This is a genomic window from Pseudoxanthomonas putridarboris, assembly GCF_038321125.1.
Classification (GTDB): domain Bacteria; phylum Pseudomonadota; class Gammaproteobacteria; order Xanthomonadales; family Xanthomonadaceae; genus Pseudoxanthomonas_A; species Pseudoxanthomonas_A putridarboris.
Genome location: NZ_JBBWWT010000001.1, coordinates 752,441 through 768,286, shown reverse-complemented (window position 1 = coordinate 768,286; position 15,846 = coordinate 752,441). Strand labels below are relative to the sequence as shown.

Below are 15,846 nucleotides of genomic sequence, written 5' to 3'. Positions count from 1 at the left end.
CGACCGCGAATCATCGGCTTCCAGGAATTTTCCGGAGGCCACGGATCGCGGTCGCGGCTGAAGCCGCTCCTACATGAGGGAAAGTCATATCGGCACGCCGCGCATGCCTCGCAATCGGCCATCGGTCGTGCGACGCTGCCCGTCCCCGGGACGAGATGCCGATGAGCGCCGATCCACCCCCCCATCGCAGCCCGCTGGAAGGCGAGGGCGCCCTGATCCGCGCGGTCGGCACCTTCGCGCTGACCGCGGCGGTCATCAACGTCATCGTCGGCGGCGGCATCTTCAAGATGCCTGGCGCGCTGACCGCGCAGATGGGCATCGCCGCGCCGCTGGCGCTGGTGGCCGGCGCCCTGGCCATCGTGCCCATCGTGCTGTGCTTCGCCGCCATCGGCAGCCGCGCCGCCGCCACCGGCGGTCCCTATACCTACGTCGGCGTCGTGTTCGGCCCGTTGCCGGGCTTCCTGGCCGGTGCGTTGATGTGGATCTGCAACGTGGCGTCCAGTGCCGGCGTGGCGGCGGCGCTGTCGCTGCAGGTCGCCAGCCTGGCGCCGGCGTTCGCGCAGCCGGGCTGGCGCGCCGCGCTGCTGGTCGCCGCCTATGCCGGCGTGTTCGCGCTCAACGCCTTCGGGGTCAGGTTGGGTGCGCGCGCCATTACCGTGCTGGCGGCGCTGAAGCTGGCGCCGCTGTTCCTGCTGATCGCCATCGGCGCATTCTTCGTCGATCGGGGGCAGGTCAGTTTCCGGATCGGCGACGTGCCGTCGTGGGCGGCGCTGGGTTCCTCGATGGTGCTGGTGATGTTCGCCTACTCCGGCATCGAGACCGCGCTGATGCCGACAGGCGAGTTGCGCGATCCCTCGCGCAATGTGCCGCGCGCGGCGGTGGCCGCCATCCTGCTGGTGGTGCTGCTGTACATCGGCCTGCAGATCGTGGGCCAGGGCGTGATGGGCCGCGCGCTGGCCGACAGCGGCGTGCCCATCGCCGATACCGCCGGCCGGCTGTGGGCGCCGGCGCGCGCGCTGCTGCTGGCCACCGCCTGCATCTCGATGGCCGGCTTCCTGCTGGGCAACCTGCTGGGCTCGTCGCGGCTGCTGTTCGCGCTGGGCCGCGACGGCTTCCTGCCGCATGCCTTCAGCCGCGTCAGCGCCGCGCATCGCGTGCCGTTGCTGGCCTTGTCCGTGCATGCGGCGCTGGCCTGCCTGTTCGCCGTGCTGGGCAGCTTCGAGGCCTTGGCGCTGGTGTCCGGCGGCGCGGTCTGCGTGGTCTACGCGCTGGTCGGCATCGCCGCCTGGCGCGCGCAGAAGATCGACCTGCGCGAACACGGCCAGCCGTTCGTGCTGTGGGGCGGCCCGCTGATCCCGCTGCTGGCGGCAGGCGGCATGACCGCCATCGTCGCCACCCTGACCGCCCGCGAATGGCTGGCCATCGGCATCGCCCTGGCCGTTCTGGTGGCGGTGTATGCCCTGGTGAGAACCGTGAAGCGCGCGGAGACGGTGTAGTTCCCCGAGCTCCTCTGCAGGAGCGACGTGAGTCGCGACAGCGAAGTCGAGAAAAGCCATTCGCCACGGATCACGCGGAAAAACGCGGATCAGGATAAAAAGCCTTATCCGCGTGATCCGTGGCTAAGGACCTGTGGGAGCGACGTCAGTCGCGACGTGGGTATGCGGTCGCGACTGACGTCGCTCCCACAAGGGAGGCCTTCTCGTAAGCCATGCGGCCAAACGCAGATGCAATGAAGCGGCGGGCCGGGGCCCGCCCTACCGGAACACCACCGTGCGGTGCCCGTTCAACAGGATGCGGTGCTCCACGTGGCGGCGCACGGCGCGCGCCAGCACCAGCGATTCGATGTCGCTGCCCATGCGCACCAGTTCCTTCGGCGTCATCGCGTGGTCCACGCGCGCCACGTCCTGTTCGATGATCGGGCCTTCGTCCAGGTCGCGGGTCACGTAGTGCGCGGTGGCGCCGATGATCTTGACCCCGCGCTGGTGCGCCTGGTGATAGGGTTTGGCGCCCTTGAAGCTGGGCAGGAAGCTATGGTGGATGTTGATGGCGCGACCGGCCAGCGCATCGCACAGTTCCGGCGACAGGATCTGCATGTAGCGCGCCAGCACCACCAGGTCGATCCCCTCCTGTTCCGCCAGGTCGACGATCTGCCGTTCCTGCGCCGCGCGGTTGGCCGCGGTCACCGGCAGGTGGTGGAAGGGCACGTTGTACGACTGCGCCAGCGCCGCAAAATCCTCGTGGTTGGACACGATGCAGGCGATCCGCACCGGCAGCTGCCGGCTGTGCACGCGGAACAGCAGGTCGTTGAGGCAATGTCCCTGTTTGCTGACCAGCACCATCAGCCGCGCCTTGCGGCTGGCGTCGTGGATCCGCCAGTCCATGCCGAACACTTCGGCCAGCGAGTCGAAGCCCTCGTGCAGCACCTCGATCTCCGCGGGCCCGGGCACGTCGAAGTGCACGCGCAGGAAGAAGCGGCCGGATTCCTCGTCGCCGAACTGCTGCGCGTCGAGGATGTTGCAGCCCGATTCGTAGAGCAGGCCGGTGACGCGGTAGACGATGCCGGTGCGGTCCGGGCAGGACAGGGTGAGGATGTGGTCGCGACGCATGGGGCGGCTTGGGTCCGGAAATAAGTGTGGGCAACGGCAGCGGTGGCGCACCGTTCGCTTCGGCGAGCCGGCAGGCCAAGGGCTGCTGTTTAGCACACTTGCGGCGGCCCGGAGCGGGTGCCGGCCGCAGGAACCCGCGGTGCCGGCGCATGTCGGGCGCGAACCCCGCGATGGGTCAGGGCGACTTGCCGGCGCGCAGGCAGATCCGGAAGAAGCCGGCCAGGTCCCAGGTGTAGCGCTTCAACAAACGCCTGGGTTCGCACATCAGCCGGAACAGCCACTCCAGGTGCAGCGAGCGCATCCACGGCGGCGCGCGCCTGGCGTTGCCGGAAAGGAAATCCAGCAGGGCGCCCACGCCGAACATCGCCGGAGCGGTGCAGGCGGCGCAGTGATCCAGTATCCAGGCTTCCTGCGCGGGGTTGCCGAAGGCGACGAGCACCACATCCGCGCCCGAGGCATTGATGCGGTCCACCAGGCCGTTGCCGGCGGCGGCGTACTCCGCGTACCCGTCGCAGGTGCCCACCACCTCCTGTCCCAGCGCCCGCACCATGTGCCGGGCCGCCTGCGCCGCCACGCCCGGGCGCGAGCCGAGCAGGAAGAACCGCAGCGGGCGGGGGCTGCGGGCGGACAGGTAGGGGATGAAGTCGGTGCCATTGAGGTTCTCGGCGAAACGGCGCCCGTGCACCAGCCGGGCCGCCAGGTCCATGCCGATCCCGTCGTTCACCACGCGCACCGACGGCGCCCGCAGGCGCGCGCGCAACGGTTGGCACTGCACGACGAAATTGGTGTTGGCGAAGAACACCTGGCGCTTGCGGCCGGATGCCACCGCTTCCAGCAGTTCATCCGCCAGTTGTTCGCGCGTGGGCGAATGTATCGGATAGCCGCCCAGCCAGATCGGCTGTGGATTCGCGGCTGCCGGTTCGGCACGCGTTCGTTCGGTGTCGGTTGCGCTCATGAGGCATCCTCGGTGTCGGTGTGGGGCGCCTGTCCGCCGGAACATCCGCGCGGCGGGCGGGCGCATCACCACAGGTCATAGGGAAACGTCTCGCGCAGGCCTTGCTGGATGCCGTGCAGGTCGAAGCGTCCGTTGGCGCCCAGGTCGAGGCATTCTTCGACCGTGCGCCCCGCATGCCAGGACGGCCGGCCGGTACCGGCGTAGTAGTCGTCGTACTTGAAGCGGTTCTCGCCGTTGCCGCTGTCCAGGTAGACGGCGGGGACGCCGTAGGCCTCCGCCAGGATGACCCCGTGCAGCGAACTGGAGACCACCCTGCCCGCGCCCAGCAGCGTGCGCACGAACGCCAGCGGCAGGGTGGCCGGCGACAGCAACCTGTCCTGGTAGGCGGCGTACTTGGCGGCCGGCTCGTTGAAGTGCGGCACCACCACGAAATCGGTCGCCGCCGCCGCGCCGACCAGTTCGCGGGGGTAGAACGCCGGCATCAGCAGCGCGGGGTCGCCATACACCTGCGGCACGCTCAGGCCGCGATCCATCAGCCACCGCCGCGTCAGCGGTCCGCGCACCGCGCGGACATCCAGCGTGCGGAACCGGTGCCGGTCGTCGGGGATCTTCGCGTTGATGCCGCTGCCCCATACCGTTTCGCCATCGCGCGCGTTGTGCAGGACCGAGCCGATCGCGAACAAGCGCCGCCCCGGGTCGCGCTTGCGCGGAAGCTCCAGGTCGCGCAGGGCCAGCATCGCTTCCACGATCACCTTCGACAGGTGGTCGCCGACGTTGATCCGGCCGTCCGCGGGCTGCCACCAGTACAGGGCGCGGCGCAGCCGGCGCGCATGCCAGGCCTCAAGCATCGACATGGACCCGCCTCCCGGAATCCGCCGTGGAGGACGGCGCCAGTCGGGTTTCCGGATAGCGCTCGGGTTCCAGCAGCCGGTCCACCGTCTGCGGCCAGTCCAGGGGTTCGCGGGAACGCACCCGCGGCGCCCGCAGGGCGAGGCGGATCGCGGCGACCACGGATTCCGCGTCGCCGGGCGTGTAGCCGAAGCGCGACGCGTATCCTCCGACGACCGCATGCGGGCAGATGGCCGGGAGCGCGAAGAAGTCGTACTGCAGCAGCTTCAGCGAACTGTCGGCCAGGTAGGCGGGCAACCGCGCCGACGCGTACGGCGCGATGCCGAGGTCGGCATGCTTGATGTAGCGCAGCGTCCGCGCGTGCGGCATCTCGCCGTACACCTCCACGTTGTCGCCATACCCGGGCATGCGGCCGCGGCCCGAGCCGATCACGTGGAAGGTGATCTCGGGGAACGCGCGGCTGGCGATGGCGATGGCCGCGGGATCGAACAGCATCGAGCCGACCGCGACGGCATGCAGGCCGGCCCGGTAGGGCGAAGGATCGGCTTGGCGGTCGATCCGGGGATCGATGCCATGGCCCACGTGGTACACGTTGTGCCGGCTGGCGACCCCGTCCGCCATCGCCGGCGACACCAGCGCGATCGCATCCATGTCCGCCGCCGCGCGCGCGAAGGCCTGTCGCACGTAGTGCGCGCTGTCGATCGCGTCCAGGCTGTCGGAGGCGCGATAGATCAGGCGGGCCGAGGGGTTGATCCTCCTGGCCAGCTCCGCGAACACGACCGCCGTGCCGCTCTCGAAGATCACCACGTCGGCTTCGCGCAGCCAGGACACCAGGACGGGCGGCGGGCGGCGCGCATACCAGCGGAACATCAAGTGTTCCAGCGGCCGCAGCCAGCGCCTGCGCGTGTTGAACGGGTGAAGCACGGCCTTCCACAGGAAGCATTCGACGTCGCCATGGCGTTCGACCGTGTTGGCCCGCGCGTCCAGCGGCAGCCGGATGTCGTGCTTCCACCGCGACAGCGCGCTGTAGCGGAGCGAGAAGAAGCGCGCCTGCCCGCGCCTGGCCAGCTCGTCGGCGATGAAATGGATGTTGGCCCGGCGCGGCGTGCGGTAGTCGTGCGCGGACAGGATCAGGAAGTTCCCGGGTGCGGCGCGAGGGCGTGGACGCGCCGCGCCGGCATCGGCATGGGGAGGGTGTTCGGTGGTTGCGTCGATCGTGGACATGGCGGGAGCCTCCTCGTCATGCGTTTCGCAGGAGCGTGCGGGTGTGCAGGATGCCGGCCACGTCGCGGCGGAACGCGGGCCAGGCCAGGCAGAGCAGCGCGAACGCGGCCGCGAATGCGACGCTGCCGGCCAGCAGTCGCCACGGCATCCACGCGTCGGCGAACGGCAGGGAAGCGGCATGCGAGATGAGTCCGCACAGGCCGTAGCCGGCGAGCGCGCGCAGGCCGCCGGTCAGCATGCCGCGGGTGGGCGCATCGGATGCGCGGCCCAGCCACCACAGCACCAGCGGCCAGGAAACCGCCATGCCGCAGGCGTATCCGCCGGCGACGCCCAGCACGCCCCATTGCGAGCCGATCGCGATGCAGGCGATCACCAGCGTGCGGCTGACGATCGAGTACCGCAGCTGCGGGCCGGTCAGGCCCTTGGAAAGGAACACCCAGTAGGCCGCGTAGCCCGCCGCCTGGAACAGGCCGCCCACCACGAGTATCCGGAAGATGGGCACCGTCATCGCCCAGCGTTCGCCCAGGACCAGGTGGATCAACGGGCCGGCCTGCGCGCAGGCGAAAGCCAGGATGGCGATGACGAAGTGCATCAGCGTGGCCTGTCCGCGCAGCAGGAACGCCGAATAGCGCGCGGGGTCGCCCTGCAGCCGCGACAGCACCGGCAACGCGACGGTCGTGGCCGGCGCGTTGAGCTGGGTCAGCGGCATCATGAGCAAGGCGAAGGCGCGGTTGTAATGGCCCAGCGGGACCGCACCCAAGCGGTTGCCGACCAGGATCTGGCCGAGGTTGTTGCTGAAGTAGACCAGCAACTGCGAGGCCACCAGGTTGCCGCCGAACCGCAGCAGGCCGCGCATCTCCACGTCCCGCTGCGGCAGGCGCGGCCACCAGCGCGACGCCAGCGCCATCAACGCCAGCAGCGTCGATGCCTGCACCAGCGCCTGCACCACCAGCGCCCAGTAGCCCCAGCCGGCCAGCGCCGCCGCCACGGCCGCGCCCAGCCCTACCAACTGCCCGGCGACATCGGCCAGGGCCAGTGGTCCGAACCGCATCTCGCGGTTCAGGTGCGCGCGGAACTGCGTGGTCAGCCCATTGAGCAGCAGTGTCGCCGATATCGCCTGCGCCACCGGTCCGAGCAGCGGCTCGCGGTAGAAATCGGCGATGGCGCCGGCGGACAGGAAGACGGTGGCCGCGAGCGCCAGGCCGATGCCGGAATTGATCCAGAACAGGTTGTCGCGCTGCCCGCGGCTGAGATGCCTGGCCTGGATCGCCGCCGAGGACAGGCCGAAATCGCGCAGCACTTCGCCGACGCCGATGATCGCCACCACCATCGCGACCAGCCCGTAGTCGCGCGGCGTCAGCAGGCGCGCCAGCAGCACGATGCCGCCGAACTGCACCGCGATCTTCGCCAACTGGCCGCCCATGGTCACCAGGGCGCCGCCAGCGGCAAGGCGGCCCAGCGAGGGCGTGGCGGGCACGGCGCTGGCGGAGGGTTTTCCCGTCTCCATCACCCCCGGCCTCCTGCGTTCAAGGCGGCCACGTAGGCGGCGTGGTGCTGCCTTCCCAGCGCCGGCCATTCTCGCCGCGACAAGTCCGGGGCCTGTCCGTGGCGCGGCAGGTCCTGCGCGTGCAACGCGGCGGCCAGGTCCTGCGCGTCCAGCGTGCCGTCGTAGAGCCTGACCCAGTCCGGACCGACCTCGGCCGCGAGCGCCGCATTGGGCTCGTTGCGCGGCACCAGCACCGGGCGCGCCAGCGAAAGGGCCAGCAGCAGCGCGCCCGAGTTCTGCATGTGCCGGTAGGGCAGCACCACGCATTGCGCTTCGCCGATCTCGTGCGCCAGCACGTCGTCGCCGACGTACTCCAGCCGCGCGCTGGTCCGTGCATCGGCGGCGCAGGCAGCTTCCACGACCCGGTGCATCTCGTCGTTGACCGGATTGCCGACGATGCGCAGGGTGGCGTCGTCGTCCGGCAATTCGCGGAATGCCGCGAGCAGGGTTTCCACTCCCTTGTAGGGCCTTATCAGCCCGAAACAGAGCAGGCGTCCCTTCACCTGTGGCGGCACCTGCCGCGCCGCGAACCAGTCGCGGTAGTGGCCGTGCAGGATGGTGTCGGTGGCCGCCGCCTCTTCCGCCGCGTTGATGCTGATCCTGCGCGTGGTCAGCCGATCCAGCCAGCGCAACAGCAAGCGCTCGACCGGTCCGCCCTGCTCGTGCGGCTGCGCATTGTGCAGCGTGCGCACCACCGGCACGCGCGCCAGCCACAGGCGCAGCAGCAGCAGGGCGAAGCATGCCTGCTTGGCCAGGGCGGCGGCGGGAGCGCGGTGCCGCACCAGGTATTCCGGCCAGTGGACGTGGAACAGGTCGTAGGAAGAGAACAGGGCGGTGCGCATCGTGAAGTAGCGGATCTCCACGTTCCGCGGCAGCGCGCGCAGCAACTGCACCAGGTAGGGGTTGGTGGTGTCGTCCGGCGCGCCGGTGGATTGCAGCACGGTGAACCGGCGGGCGGCCGGCGCCGCAAGCGGGGATGTGGTCCGCGTGGCGCTCATGGCACGCCCCCGGCGGCGTGCGCCACCGCCCAGCGGTATTCGTCCCGGTAGCGGTCCACCACCGCATCCCAGTCGTAACGGGCGACGTGCGCGATGGCCTGTCGCCGGCGCGCCATGAAGGCGTCCGGGTCCACGGCGGCCAGTTCGCCGACCGCGTGCGCGGCGGATGTGGGGTCCTGCGCGTCGACCACGATCCCGAGCCGCGATTCGGCATGCAGCTTGGCGTAGGGCGGGATGTCGGCGAGCACGGGAACCAGTCCCGCGCTCATCGCCTCGATCGCGGCGATGCCGAACCCTTCGTGGCGCGACAGCGAGACGAAGTACTGGGCACGCGCCAGCAACTGGGCCAGCTGTGCCTGCGATGGCGCCTCGGCGACCTCCACGTGCGCCTGCAGCCCGCGCGCGTGGATGCCCTGGTCGATGTCCGCACGCTTGAGGTCGAACTCGCGTCCCGCCAGGATCAGCCGCCAGGCCGGATCGTCCGCGACCAGCCGCCGCAACAGGTCCAGGGTCTCCGGAATGCCCTTGTTCGCCGACCAGCGCCCGAAACTGATCAGGGTCTTGCCCGGCGCCCGCGCGCCCGCCCCGGCGAACTTGCCGACGTCCACGCCGTTCTCGATCACGCGCAGGCGTTCGGTCGCCATCAGCGGGGCGAACATCTCGCCGTCGTTGCGGCTGGTCGCGACGATGCGCCGATAGGCGCGCGCGGAAGCGCGGGTGATGGTGCCGAACCACAACCGCTTGAGCCGCGACGCGTACGCCGTGTGGAAGAAGCCGCCATGGGTGGAGGCGATCAGCGGCTTGCGGTGCACCGCGCCGGTCAAGGCCAGGTAGTCGTAGAAGAAATCGATGCCGTGCACGTGGACGACATCGGCGCCGCGCAGCGCGCCCAGCACCTGCGGACACAGCGGATAGCGGGTGGATCCGGCGTAGGCGAGGCGCCGCACCGGCACGCCCTGGTGCCGTTCGCTCGCATCCAGCCGGCGCGCGCCGTCGTGGAAGATCCGGTTCAGCGTCACCACTTCCACCTCGTCGTCGCTGGCGGCCAGGTGGCGGCGCGCGATGTTCAGCACGACTTCCTCCATGCCGCCCACCGAGGGGTGGAACTGCCGGACCACGTGCACGACCTTCATGGGGCCGCACCGCGGGCGGTGGCCGCCTTCATGCCGCCGGCACCGGGGCGCCGCGCAGGCCCAGCGCCCACGGCGCATGGCGCGCGAACAGCCCGCGCAACGGCACGCACAGCGCGATCGCGATGGTGGAAACGCCCAGTGCCCAGGCCGGGCCCGGCTTGCTGCCCGACGGAAACAGGCCGAGCAAGGACGCGATCCCCGACAGCACGAAGAAGACCAGCATGTGCGTGCACAGGATCAGCAGCGTGTTGCGGCCGATCCAGCGCAGCGCGGCCGACCGCGCCGCCAGCGGGCTGGCCAGCAGGACGATCGCGGTGCCCGACAGGCTGGCCAGGACGAACTTCCAGCCCGAAGCGCCGAAGCGCAGCTGGTTGATGTCCACCCGTCCATTGCTCCACGCCAGCCACAGCCACGGCACCAGCAACGCCGCGGCGCACGCGGCGCCTGTCGGCGCTGATCGCGGCAACGGAAGCGCGCGGACGCAGAACGCCCCGCAGGCGTAGAAGAACAGCGCGACCGGCAGGATGTCCAGGGCGAACGGCAGGCGCACGCCCGCACCGGGAAACGCCGCGATCCACAGCAGCGCCAGCGGCAGCGACAGCAGCGCGATGGCGCCGGGTTGCAACCGCTTGCCCAGCAGCAGATACGCCAGTGCGGTGGTGAACAGCGCCGGCAGGAACCACAGCGCCGGATGCACGTACAGGCGCGGCCCGATGCCGGTCAGGAATCCGCCGATGGGGTCCCACCAGGGCGTCTGGCCCCAACGCGCTGCCTTCTCGCCGATCTGGCGCGTGAGCAGCCAGTACGCGTAAGCCAGCAGGAAGAAGAAGGCGTACGGCACCAGCAGCGAACGGGCCAGCGTCGCCGTCGCCTCGGCGGGAGCGCGCATCCCGCGCCGCTGCGACAGCCAGCCCGACAGCAGGAAGAACAGCGGCACGTGGAAGCTGTAGGCCAGCAACGCCACCAGCTGCGGGACTCCCTTGGCATGGCCCACCACCACCAGCACGATGGCCACGCCCTTGGCGGCATCGATGCGCGCATCGCGCGCTTCGGCGATGGGAGTGGCCGCGTCGCCGTGTCGTGGAGAGGTGCGGGTGAGCGAGGCCATGCGGGGCTCCGGTTCTGTTCATGACGATGCGGCCGCCCGCGCGCCCGTTGGGTCCCGGGACGCGAGCGCGGTCGAACGGCGCTTGGGCGCCGGTGCCGTCTGCGGAATGCGCAGCTTCCAGAAGTAGCCGCACGCGAACCACCACAGTCCCGCGGTCTTGATCGAGAAGTAGGCGTTGGAAACCAGCAGGCTGAGCGCGAACGCCACCATGAAGAGGTTCTTGAACAGCTGGCCGTTGCTGGTCGGCATCCTCAACAGGAACGAATAGCCGAGCAGGAAGGCGAGCACCACCACGATGGACTGTCCGGCGATGAAGTACGCGATCCCGCTGTCGGAATAGCGGTAGGGCGCGGCCAGGTCCATGCCGAACCACTCCCGCGGCGTCATTCCCTCGATCGCGGCGACCGATACGAACACGCGGCCCAGCAGGGTGTCCTGGTACGCGGTGACGCCGAGCGTCCATACGGCGAGCCAGCCGGCCAGCAGCACGCCGACGAAGAGCGTCCCGGCCAGCGCCTGGTCGGTCCGTCTCAGCAACGGCGCCAGCAGCAGCATCGACAGGCAGGTCGCACTGGCCAGGCGTCCGTCGGAAGCGACCAGCAGGAACAGGATCAGCAGCAGCGAGAACGCCACGCCGGCGACGCGCAGGGAGCGCCAGAAGGTGATCGCCGCCGCGCAGAAGAAGATGATGAAGTTGCCCATCGTCACCGGCTCGACGAAGATCGAGGAGACCCGCGGCAGATCGAAGCCCCCCAGCCAGTTCCGCTCGCCCGGGCGGGTGGCGCTGACGTAGAGCTTGCTTTCCTCGTTCCAGAAATCGTCCTCGTAGTTGCCGCGCGTGTTGACGAAATAGCTGCGTGGATCGACCAGGTCGCCGTAGAGGTCCGGGAACGCCATCTCGAAGGCCGCCACCAGCGCGACGACGACCGCCAGCCCCACCACCAGCCTGTGCAGCCGGCCGCGGTACGCCGCGCCCAGGGCCAGGAACGCGAACGGGATGATCGCGTCGCGCAGCAGCTTCATGTCGAAGCTCCAGGTCCCGAGGAAGCGCAGCAGGTTGAAGGCCAGCACCACGCCCAGGCCTGCGAATACCAGCAGCTGCCCGTCGCGGCCCAGCGCACGCAGGCCCAGCAGGAAGCAGGCCGCGTAGATGGCCAGTTCCAGCGCGTACGCCCACGACGGCCCGACCGCGATGACCTGCGCGTTGAACAGCGCCAGCAGGAAGTTGTAGCCCACGGCCAGCAGCAGCACGGCCACCACGGCGGGATCGCCGAGGCGTCCTTCGGCGACGCGCGGCGACGTCATCGCGGGCGTCTCCCGCATGGAGACGCGCGGGAACAGGGCGCGACCATGTCAGTACGCCTGCTTCTGGCCGAAAAGCCTGACCGCGGTCAGCGCCATGATCTTCAGGTCCAGCCACGGCGACCAGCGGCGGATGTAGTCCATGTCGTACTGCACCCGCTTCTTCATGTCGCGCAGCCGCGGCGTCTCGCCGCGGAAGCCGTTGACCTGCGCCCAGCCGGTGATGCCGGGTTTCACGTAGTGCCGCTGCATGTAGCAGTTGATCAGCATCCCGTACTGGCGGTTGTGCTGGATCGCGTGCGGGCGCGGGCCGACGAGGGACATGCTGCCGCCCAGCACGTTGAACAGCTGCGGCAGTTCGTCCAGGCTGCTGCGCCGCAGGAACGCGCCCAGCCGCGTCACCCGCGGATCGCCGCGCGTCGCCTGCCTGACCTCGGCGCTCGCGGGCAGGTCGGCGCGCATCGACCGGAACTTGAGCATCGAGAATTCCTCGCCCGCCCGCCCATGGCGCTTCTGGCGGAACAGCACGGGCCCGGGCGAACTGAGCTTCACGGCCAGCGCGATGGCCAGCATGAGCGGCGCCAGCCCCACCAATGCAACCAGCGCGAGCGTGCGGTCCATGGCGGCCTTGATGATGAAGAAGGAATTGTCGGGCGCATCGCTGCCTTGGCGCAGGTTGATCACCGGCACGCTGCCGATCTGCTCTCCCGACTGGTTGAGCGCGGCGAGTTCGGAGGTGTCCGGGACCAGCTTCACCTTGACCGGCGTTTTGTCCAGCATCGTCAGCACCGACTTGATCCGTCCCAGCTTGCCCATGGGCAGCGAGATCCAGACTTCCTCGACCCGGTCGCCGGCCAGGTACTCGCGCAGGTTCTGCACCGGACCCAGGCAGTGCAGGTCCGTGCTGTCGGCGATGTTGATGTCGTCGCGCGTGCTGAAATAACCGACGATCTGCATGCCGACCCAGGCGTTCTGCCGCAGGTAGCGATGGATCCTGATCACGGGCGGGCGCATGCCCACCACCACCACCCGCCGCACGTCGATGCCCGCGCTGCGAAGCATGCTCAGCACGCCGCGCACCGCGACGCGCGAGAAACCGAGCAGCGCGAATCCGAGCACGTACCACAGGCCCACCCACAGGAGATACGTGGGCCGGTCCAGCTGCAGCAGCCAGGTATGGACGGAGATCAGCGCCAGCACGGTGGTCCAGGCCAGGCCCAGTATCCAGACTTCGCTCAGCACGCCGCGTCCGCGCCAGCTGCGGTACAACGGGAATGCGTTGAAGCACAGGGCCGCGGAGAGGATCGAAGTGCTGATCGGGATCCAGTCCCCGATGGCGGGCGTCCACGTGTCGAAGCGCAGGCGATATGCGAGCAATGCGGCGACCAAGACCATCGCCAGATCCGAGATCCGCAGGCATGCATCGGCGGCGGTCGAGTATTTCGAAAGCAAACGGGGGGAAGGTGCCGAAGTGTCGGCACTGAGATTCGCCAGGAGCATGTCGAGCATTCCGTAACATGCGTGGAACGCATCGGTGCAGGGGGACACCGGGCAACGGACCGCGCTGTTAACCGTCCTTGCCGATGCCTATTTCGATGCCCTCCAGCATCGACCCCAGGCGAACGGCAAGCCTTGCTTGCTGGGTTGGAGGAAACGTGTCGCGCCGCCCTGGAGACCAGGGCCGGAGCGCACGCGCCGTTGTCGCTTTGCGTTGGATGGATCGTTTTGTTGCAGTGCAAAAATAGAGCATGTGGCCGTGAAAGCGGCGTGCATGCAACGGTTTCCTGTTCACGCGTTCGGCGCGCGAGTCATCTAGGTAAACGCGACGGGTTGCGCGGAATCGCTGTCGCCGGACTGCATTGCGTGATAGCGATCACGCGTGCAACCACGACGCAGCGACGGACGGACGCGCATTCGCACGCGCATCGGGTGCGCGCATCGACCATGCGGTGGAACAGGCGGTAGGCGGATTCCGACGGACGGCGATCCTCGATGGGATCACGGACGCGGTCGGCGCGGAACACGCGCGACATGCAGCAGCAGCGCGGCGAGCACGCCGGCGAAGAGACCGAAGATGGCGGCCAGCGCGAGATTGAACGCCCATCGCGGCGAACTCGGCCTGCCGGGCACGTCGGCCGGATCCACCACCGAGATGTTGTTGGCGCCCACGTTCCCGCCCACGCCGATCTCCTTGAAGCGCTGCAGCATCCCGTCGTACAGCTGCCGGTTGGTGTCCACCTCGCGCTTGAGCATGTTGTAGCGGATGCTGCGGTCCTGCAGGTCCAGTTCGGCGCCCTTCAACTGCTCGATCCGGTTCTCCAGCATCTGCTCCTGCGCGCTGGCGGCGTCGTATTCCGCCTTGATGGACTCGCGGATGTTGGCGACGTGGAAGTTGATCTGCTGGCCCACCTCGCCGAGCTGGCGGTTCAGGCGCAGCATGTCCGGATAATCCGGCTTGAAGGTGGACAACTTCTGCTGGTATTCGGCGGAGAGCTGCGCGCGCGTCTGCATCAGGCTCTGGATCAGCGGGTTCGACACGACCTGCGGCAGGGCCAGCCCGCTGCCGTACCTGGCCTGGCGCCAGGCGGCCTCGCTCTTGATGCGCGCATCCTGTGCCGTCGCCAGCAGGGCGTTGAGCTCGGCCAGGTTCTGCGCCGGCAGCGAAGGCCTGTCTTCGCCCACCGACACGATCTTCTCCTGGCCGGCGAACTCCACGAAGTTCTTCTCCGAATCCTCCAGGCGCTGCCTGAGCTGGGCGAGGCGGTCGGACAGGTAGTCGGTGGCGAAGGAGGAAGCCTGCAGCCGGCGTTCCAGCCCGCTGGCGATGAACTCGCTGGCGTAGGTGTTGGCCACGCGGGCCGACAGGGCCGGGTCGGGCGACTCGAAGTGCACCTTCACCAGGCGCGAGTTGCGCACGGGCTCGATCTGCAACGATGCCAGCACCTGCTCGGTCAGGGCGCGCTCGATCAGCACGCGCCGCGACGGCGCGGCCTTTCCGTCGAGCTTCTTCGTCAGCGCTTCGACTTCCTCGCGATAGGCCGGATGATCGGCCAGGCCGGTCTTGGCGATCACCCGCCGCGCCAGCGAACGGCTCATCAGCAGCTCGTACTGGGTCTGGTAGAAGTCGCGATCCATCGGCGATTCGCTCGGGATCAGGTCCTTCATGTCCAGCACCTTCATCGCTTCCCGCTCGATCTGCAGCGTGGTCGTGGCGCGATACTTGGGTGTCAGCATCAGGCTGATCGCCACGGTCGCCAGCACCACCGCCGCAGCGATGGCGACGATCAACAGCCAGCGCCGCAACAGCGCTCTGGCGTATTCGCCCAGCGTGCCCTCGACGGGCGCGTCGTGCGGGTCCAGATGCGGGTCCGTACTCATCGGTAGGCCCGCCACACGGCGACGAAGGGCGTGAGTTCGATCAGGGTCCGCAGCAGCACGCGCGCATCCGAACGGTCGACGATGATGATGTCGCCCCCGTAGATGTCGGGGTCGTTCAGCTTGCCCTGCTGGATCTGCAGCAGGTCGAACCGGGCGAACATGCGCTCGCCGCCGACGGTGCGGAACACGATGACGTTGCGCCGGTCGGCGACATTGCTGACGCCCTTGGCCAGGGCGACGGCCTGTTGCAGGGTCAGGTGCGGCGCGCCCATCGGGTAGATGCCGGTCTGCTCCACCGCACCGCCCACCGTCACCTGCTGGTTGGGCGACTCCAGCAGTGTGATGGTGACCTGCGGGTCCTGCAGGTAACGGTCGCCGTACAGCGCCGCCACCTGGGTTTCCATCTGGCTGAGGCTGGTGCCCGCCGCCTGCACGGCGCCTATCAGCGGCAGGGTGATGCGGCCCGCGTTGTCGACGCGTATCTCGCGCTCCAGGTCGGGGAGCTGGAACACCTGCACCTTGAGCAGGTCGCCCGGGCCGAGCCAGTACTCGGGCCGGCCGAGCGCACTGCCCACCGGGTCGGCCGGCGGCAGGTCCCGGGTGGGCGCGCCGCTGCCGCATGCGCTCAATGCCATCAGGCAAACCAGCGCCACTCCAATCGTTCGATTGATCCTGCTCACATGCCACCTCTGGATTCGGCGCCGTTCTACTCGATAGCCGGCCTGTTGTCGCCGGCAAACTGCCCAA

Annotated in this window: 13 protein-coding genes; 1 reads left to right on the top strand and 12 read right to left on the bottom strand. The window is 69.2% G+C overall.

Translation table 11 applies throughout. The features are described 5' to 3' along the window. Window positions 1-161 precede the first annotated feature (161 nt). Window positions 162-1,496 (top strand): APC family permease, encoded by a 1,335-nt coding sequence (locus tag AAD027_RS03370; protein WP_341724585.1) that lies wholly within the window; start codon window positions 162-164, stop codon window positions 1,494-1,496. A 258-nt stretch (window positions 1,497-1,754) separates the two neighbouring features. Here the strand turns inward: AAD027_RS03370 and purU are convergent, their stop codons facing one another. From purU to AAD027_RS03310, 12 genes are all read right to left on the bottom strand, one after another. After that, the gene (gene purU, locus AAD027_RS03365; RefSeq protein WP_341724584.1) at window positions 1,755-2,606 is read right to left on the bottom strand and encodes a formyltetrahydrofolate deformylase; all 852 of its coding nucleotides are present in this window, start codon (window positions 2,604-2,606) and stop codon (window positions 1,755-1,757) included. Between the two features lie 175 nt (window positions 2,607-2,781). Beyond that, window positions 2,782-3,561, bottom strand: a complete 780-nt coding sequence (locus AAD027_RS03360; protein WP_341724583.1) for a WecB/TagA/CpsF family glycosyltransferase — start codon at window positions 3,559-3,561, stop codon at window positions 2,782-2,784. 65 nt (window positions 3,562-3,626) lie between these two features. Beyond that, complete coding sequence (locus tag AAD027_RS03355) at window positions 3,627-4,415, bottom strand: polysaccharide pyruvyl transferase family protein (protein ID WP_341724582.1); 789 nt, start codon at window positions 4,413-4,415, stop codon at window positions 3,627-3,629. Continuing rightward, a complete protein-coding gene (locus AAD027_RS03350) occupies window positions 4,402-5,634 on the bottom strand; it encodes a GumK N-terminal domain-containing glycosyltransferase (RefSeq protein ID WP_341724581.1) in 1,233 nt (410 codons plus the stop codon). The genes AAD027_RS03355 and AAD027_RS03350 overlap by 14 nt, the downstream gene beginning before the upstream one ends. Window positions 5,635-5,650: 16 nt before the next feature. Beyond that, window positions 5,651-7,141 carry a lipopolysaccharide biosynthesis protein gene (locus AAD027_RS03345; RefSeq protein WP_341724580.1) on the bottom strand — a complete coding sequence of 497 codons (1,491 nt, stop codon included), beginning with the start codon at window positions 7,139-7,141 and terminating at the stop codon, window positions 5,651-5,653. Further along, window positions 7,141-8,178: a glycosyltransferase gene (locus tag AAD027_RS03340; RefSeq protein ID WP_341724579.1), complete on the bottom strand. Its 1,038-nt coding sequence runs from the start codon at window positions 8,176-8,178 to the stop codon at window positions 7,141-7,143. The genes AAD027_RS03345 and AAD027_RS03340 overlap by 1 nt, the downstream gene beginning before the upstream one ends. After that, the gene (locus AAD027_RS03335) at window positions 8,175-9,311 is read right to left on the bottom strand and encodes a glycosyltransferase family 4 protein (protein ID WP_341724578.1); all 1,137 of its coding nucleotides are present in this window, start codon (window positions 9,309-9,311) and stop codon (window positions 8,175-8,177) included. The genes AAD027_RS03340 and AAD027_RS03335 overlap by 4 nt, the downstream gene beginning before the upstream one ends. 28 nt (window positions 9,312-9,339) lie before the next feature. Beyond that, window positions 9,340-10,419, bottom strand: a complete 1,080-nt coding sequence (locus tag AAD027_RS03330) for an acyltransferase family protein (RefSeq protein ID WP_341724577.1) — start codon at window positions 10,417-10,419, stop codon at window positions 9,340-9,342. Between the two features lie 18 nt (window positions 10,420-10,437). Then, window positions 10,438-11,724: a polysaccharide biosynthesis protein GumE gene (locus tag AAD027_RS03325; RefSeq protein ID WP_341724576.1), complete on the bottom strand. Its 1,287-nt coding sequence runs from the start codon at window positions 11,722-11,724 to the stop codon at window positions 10,438-10,440. A 48-nt stretch (window positions 11,725-11,772) separates the two neighbouring features. After that, complete coding sequence (locus AAD027_RS03320) at window positions 11,773-13,221, bottom strand: undecaprenyl-phosphate glucose phosphotransferase (protein WP_341724745.1); 1,449 nt, start codon at window positions 13,219-13,221, stop codon at window positions 11,773-11,775. Window positions 13,222-13,719: 498 nt separating this feature from the next. Then, on the bottom strand, window positions 13,720-15,114 hold the full coding sequence (locus AAD027_RS03315; protein WP_425605373.1) for a GumC family protein: 1,395 nt from the start codon (window positions 15,112-15,114) through the stop codon (window positions 13,720-13,722). Further along, a complete protein-coding gene (locus AAD027_RS03310) occupies window positions 15,096-15,734 on the bottom strand; it encodes a polysaccharide biosynthesis/export family protein (RefSeq protein WP_341724744.1) in 639 nt (212 codons plus the stop codon). The genes AAD027_RS03315 and AAD027_RS03310 overlap by 19 nt, the downstream gene beginning before the upstream one ends. Window positions 15,735-15,846: the final 112 nt, after the last annotated feature.